This is a genomic window from Streptomyces sp. YIM 130001 (assembly GCF_003574445.1).
In the GTDB taxonomy this organism is placed as follows: domain Bacteria; phylum Actinomycetota; class Actinomycetes; order Streptomycetales; family Streptomycetaceae; genus Streptomyces.
Genome location: NZ_KZ984561.1, coordinates 149,366 through 153,712, shown reverse-complemented (window position 1 = coordinate 153,712; position 4,347 = coordinate 149,366). Strand labels below are relative to the sequence as shown.

Annotated in this window: 5 protein-coding genes; all 5 read left to right on the top strand. The window is 71.9% G+C overall.

The genetic code is table 11. From position 1 onward, the window contains the following. Nucleotides 1-39: 39 nt before the first annotated feature. The 5 genes from DSC45_RS24245 to DSC45_RS24225 are packed head-to-tail and all read left to right on the top strand — an operon-like array spanning nt 40 to nt 4,338. Nucleotides 40-291, top strand: a complete 252-nt coding sequence (locus tag DSC45_RS24245) for a phosphopantetheine-binding protein (RefSeq protein ID WP_119294052.1) — start codon at nt 40-42, stop codon at nt 289-291. Then, nucleotides 288-1,556, top strand: coding sequence for a beta-ketoacyl synthase N-terminal-like domain-containing protein (locus DSC45_RS24240; protein ID WP_119294051.1), 1,269 nt, complete (start codon nt 288-290; stop codon nt 1,554-1,556). Before DSC45_RS24245 ends, DSC45_RS24240 begins: the two co-directional genes overlap by 4 nt. 27 nt (nt 1,557-1,583) lie before the next feature. Then, nucleotides 1,584-2,834: a hydroxymethylglutaryl-CoA synthase family protein gene (locus tag DSC45_RS24235; RefSeq protein WP_119294050.1), complete on the top strand. Its 1,251-nt coding sequence runs from the start codon at nt 1,584-1,586 to the stop codon at nt 2,832-2,834. Then, nucleotides 2,831-3,565 (top strand): enoyl-CoA hydratase/isomerase family protein, encoded by a 735-nt coding sequence (locus DSC45_RS24230; RefSeq protein ID WP_119294049.1) that lies wholly within the window; start codon nt 2,831-2,833, stop codon nt 3,563-3,565. The genes DSC45_RS24235 and DSC45_RS24230 overlap by 4 nt, the downstream gene beginning before the upstream one ends. Beyond that, on the top strand, nt 3,562-4,338 hold the full coding sequence (locus DSC45_RS24225) for a polyketide synthase (protein ID WP_119294048.1): 777 nt from the start codon (nt 3,562-3,564) through the stop codon (nt 4,336-4,338). Before DSC45_RS24230 ends, DSC45_RS24225 begins: the two co-directional genes overlap by 4 nt. Nucleotides 4,339-4,347: the final 9 nt, after the last annotated feature.

Here is a 4,347-nt window from a genome sequence, read left to right as displayed (position 1 = left end):
GCACCACAACCGCCCGCCCACGAACGAGGAGCCGCCACCGTGAACGAAGCAGAGATATTCGCCCTCATCCGCGCCCAGCTCATCGAGATCGTGCCCGAGGCCGCCGACGTCGAGATCACCCTCGACCACAGCATGCGCGACCTCGGCGCCAACTCCATCGACCGCATGGACGTCGTGATCACCGTTCAGGACGAACTGGGCATCAAGGTGCCCAACGCGGAACTGACCCGGGCGAACGACCTGCGGTCCCTGGTCGAGCTGTTCAGCGCACACGCGAGCGCACACGCGTGAGCCGTCCACCCGGTGCCGTGGCCGTCACCGCCGCCGCGCTGCTCACTCCGCTCGCCGACGACCTCGACGGCTTCACCGCCGCGCTGCTCGCCGGACGCAGCGCCGTGACGCTGCCGGCCGCGGCGGACGACGGTGCCGAGCCGCTGGCCGTCGCCGCACTCGACGGGTTCACCGTCGCGGGCTGGGCTCAGCGGCATCTGGCGGACGATCCCGAGACGGCCGCCCGGCTGCGGAAGGTCGCCGGGCGTGCCGCGCTGCCGGCGCGTACGGCCGCATGTGTTGCGCTGCGGGCCGTCCGCGACAGCGGCCTCACCCGGGACCAGCTCGCCGAGGGCACCGCGCTGATCGTCGCCGGGAGCAACCTCGCCCTGGCCCATCAGGCCGAGACCGTCATCGGCCACGCCCGCAACCCCGGCCGGCTGCGCGCCTCGTACGCACTCACCCACCTCGACGTGGACGTGGTCGGCACGGTCGGTGAGCTGGCCGGCATCCACGGCGAAGGCTGGACGCTGGGCGGCGCGTCCGCCAGTGGCACTCTCGCGCTCGTCCAGGCCGCCCGCACCATCGCCGCCGGCTGGGCCGACCGCGTGCTCGTCGTCGCCCCGGTCGCCGAACTCTCGCCGGTGGAAGCAGAGTCCTTCCGGCGCAGCAGCGCCATGGCCCACGAGCAGTTCCGGGACGAACCCGCCCGGATGTGCCGCCCGTTCGACCGCGACCGCCAAGGCTTCGTCCGGGGCGAGGCGGCGGCCGCCGTCGTACTCGAGCGGCCCGACGCCGCCCGGGAACGCGGGGCGGAGGTACTGGCCGAGATCATCGGGCACGGGCAGCGTCTCGACGCGCGACGCGGCACCGCACCCGACGCCGCGGGCCAGGCCGCGGCCATGCGTGCGGCCCTGTCGACAGCCGGCCTCACGCCCGACGACATCGACTACGTCAACGCCCACGGCACCGGCTCGGTGCTCGGCGACGAGACCGAAGCGGCCTCTGTCCGCCAGGTGTTCGGCAGCCGCACCAGCTACCGGGTGAACTCCACCAAGCCGCTCACCGGCCACGGTCTCGCCGCCGCGGGGCTGATCGAAGCCGTGGCCGTGATCGGGCAGCTCCGGGCCGGGGCCGTCCACCCCAACCCGAACCTCGAACACGCCATCACGGACCTGCCGTTGGTGGGCCGCACCGCCGAGCCGCGCCCGCTGCGCACCGCCCTCAGCAACAGCTTCGCCTTCGGTGGCATCAACGCCTCTGTCGTCATCCGGGCCCAGCCCTGAAGCAGCCCTGCAGTTACGGAGAAGACCATGAAACAGGTTGGCATCGAAGCCATCAACGCCTACTGCGGTGAGACGTACATCGACGTCCCGGCCCTGTTTGCGGCCCGCGGCCTGGACGACAGCCGGATCGACAATCTGATGATGGCGCGCAAGAGTGTCGCCCTGCACTGCGAGGACGCGGTGTCCTTCGCCGTCAACGCGGCCAAGCCCATCGTCGACGCCCTCAGCGACGAGGAGCGCGACTCCATCGAGCTCCTGATCGTCGGCACCGAGTCCGGCGTCGACTTCGGCAAGTCGTTGGCCACCTACGTCCACGACTACCTGGGACTGTCGCGCAGCTGCCGCCTGTTCGAGACCAAGCAGGCCTGCTACAGCGGCACGGCAGCCCTCCAGATGGCCGCCGCCGTCGTCGGGGCCAGTCCTTTCGACGGGGCCAGGGCGCTGGTCATCAGCAGCGACGTCGCCCGCCCGGTGCCGCACACCTACGTCGAACCCAGCCAGGGCGCGGGTGCCATGGCCATGCTGGTCAGCGACAACCCGGTGGTCGCGGCCTTCGACCACGGCGCCAACGGCCTGCACGCCTACGAGGTCATGGACACCTGCCGCCCCGACCCGGAGCGCGAGGCCGGTGACACGGACCTGTCGCTGCTGACCTACATCGAGTGCCTCAAGGGCTCCTTCACCGACTACGCCGGCAAGGTCGACGGGGCCGACTTCGTGGACTCCTTCGACCTGCTCGCCATGCACACACCGTTCCCCGGCATGGTCAAGGGCGCCCACCGGGCCGCGCTGCGCAAGCTGAAGCGGGGCACGTCCCCGCAGGCGATCGAGGACGACTTCACCACCCGCCTCGGCGCGGCGATCCAGTACCCGCAGCAGGTCGGCAACATCTACGCAGGCACGGTCTTCCTCGCCCTCGCCTCCACCATCGACAACGCCGTCGTCGACCGTGAGCGCCGTGTCGGAGTCTTCTCCTACGGATCCGGCTGCGCCTCCGAGTTCTACAGCGTGGTCATCACCCCGCAGTCGCAGCGCACGGTGCGCGCCATGGGCATCCGTGAGGCGCTGGACGCACGCTACGCGCTGAGCACCGACGAGTACGACGAACTCCTCACGGCCACAGCGGAGTTGAAGTTCGGAACACAGGACTTCAGCTTCGACCTCGACCGTTTCCCACAGATCACCAAGGCACGCTTCGACGGCGGCCGCCGCCTGGTGCTCCAGGGCGTGCGGGACTACCACCGTGAGTACGTGTGGCTGGGAGGCGAGCAGGGATGACCGACGTCACCCTGACCCGGGCCCGCGGAGTCCTCCACGCCCGCCTCGACCGGCCCGAGTTGCGCAACTCCGTCACGCCGGCGCTCCTCGACGCCCTGCACGCGGCCGTCGACAGCGCCGAGGCCGACCCGCACTGCAGGGTCCTGGTGCTGTCCGCCCGCGGCGACGACTTCTGCGCCGGAACCGACCTGTCGGACGGGGTCCCGGCCGAGGTACCGGAGCCGACAGCCGGCGAACTGCCGTACTGGACACTCCTGGAGCGGCTCACCCGCACCCCTGTGGTCACCGTCGCCCTGGTCGACGGCCGCGCGAGCGCGGGCGGCGTCGGCCTCGCGGCAGCCTGCGACCTGGTGATCGCCGGGCCGCGGGCGCGCTTCCGGCTGACCGAGGCGCTCGTCGGCCTCGTGCCTGCCATGGCCCTGCCGTTCGTGGCGCGCAGGACCGGCGAGCAGCGGGCGTTCTCGGCCACGCTGCTCGCCGAGGACCTGGATGCGGCCGCCGCCGCCGACGCGGGACTCGCCGACCGGGCAGCCGAAGACGCCGAACAGGCCCTGCGGCACGTCCTGGTGGGGCTCAGCCGGGTCGACCGCCCCACCGCCGCAGCGCTCAAGGAGTACCGGGCCCGGCTCTCCCCCCGCGACGAGCGGCTCGGCCGCGACGCGGGCCGGGTCTTCCTGGACCGGCTCACCGACCCTGCCGTTCGCCGGCTGATCGGGGAGCGTGCCGCATGAGCGCACCGACCACCGAGACGGCTCCGCCCGTCGTACGGCTGTCCCGGCAGGGGCCCGTCGCCGTCGTCACCATGGACGACCCGGGCGGCCGCAACACGTTCTCGCCCGGCCTGACCGCGGGACTCGTCGAGGCGATGGAGCAGGCCGCCGCACACCCGGACACCAGGGCCGTCGTCGTCGAGGGCAGGCCCGAGCTGTTCTGTGCGGGCGGGACCCAGCGCGAGCTGGTCAACTTCGCCCGGGGCGAGGGGAGTTTCGACACCGACGACTTCTTCCGGGTCTTCGCGCGGTGCCCGCTGCCCGTGATCGCCTCGGTGCAGGGCCATGCCATCGGCGGCGGACTCGTGCTCGCCCTCTACGCCGACTTCGCCGTCTTCAGCGAACGTTCCGTGTACGCGGGCAACTTCATGAAGTACGGCTTCACGCCCGGTATGGGCGCCAGCCATCTCTTCCCGAGCCGGTTCGGCCGTGAGCTGGGGACCGAGATGCTCTTCACCGCCCGCAACTACCGGGGTGCCGAACTGCGTGAGCGTGGCGCCCCGGTCAGGATCGTCCCGCACCAGGACGTGCCGGGCACGGCGCGGGAACTGGCGCGGTCGATGACCGGCGCCCCGCGGGCGTCGATCGAGTTGCTCAAGCGGGAGCTGGCCGTACCGCTGCTGGCCGCGACGGACGAGGCGGTGGCCCGCGAGGCAGACCTGCACCGCACCTCGTTCCGGCTGCCCGAAGTGATGGAACGCATCGTCGGCGCCTACGGCACCGAAGCCCACTGAAGCCCCCAC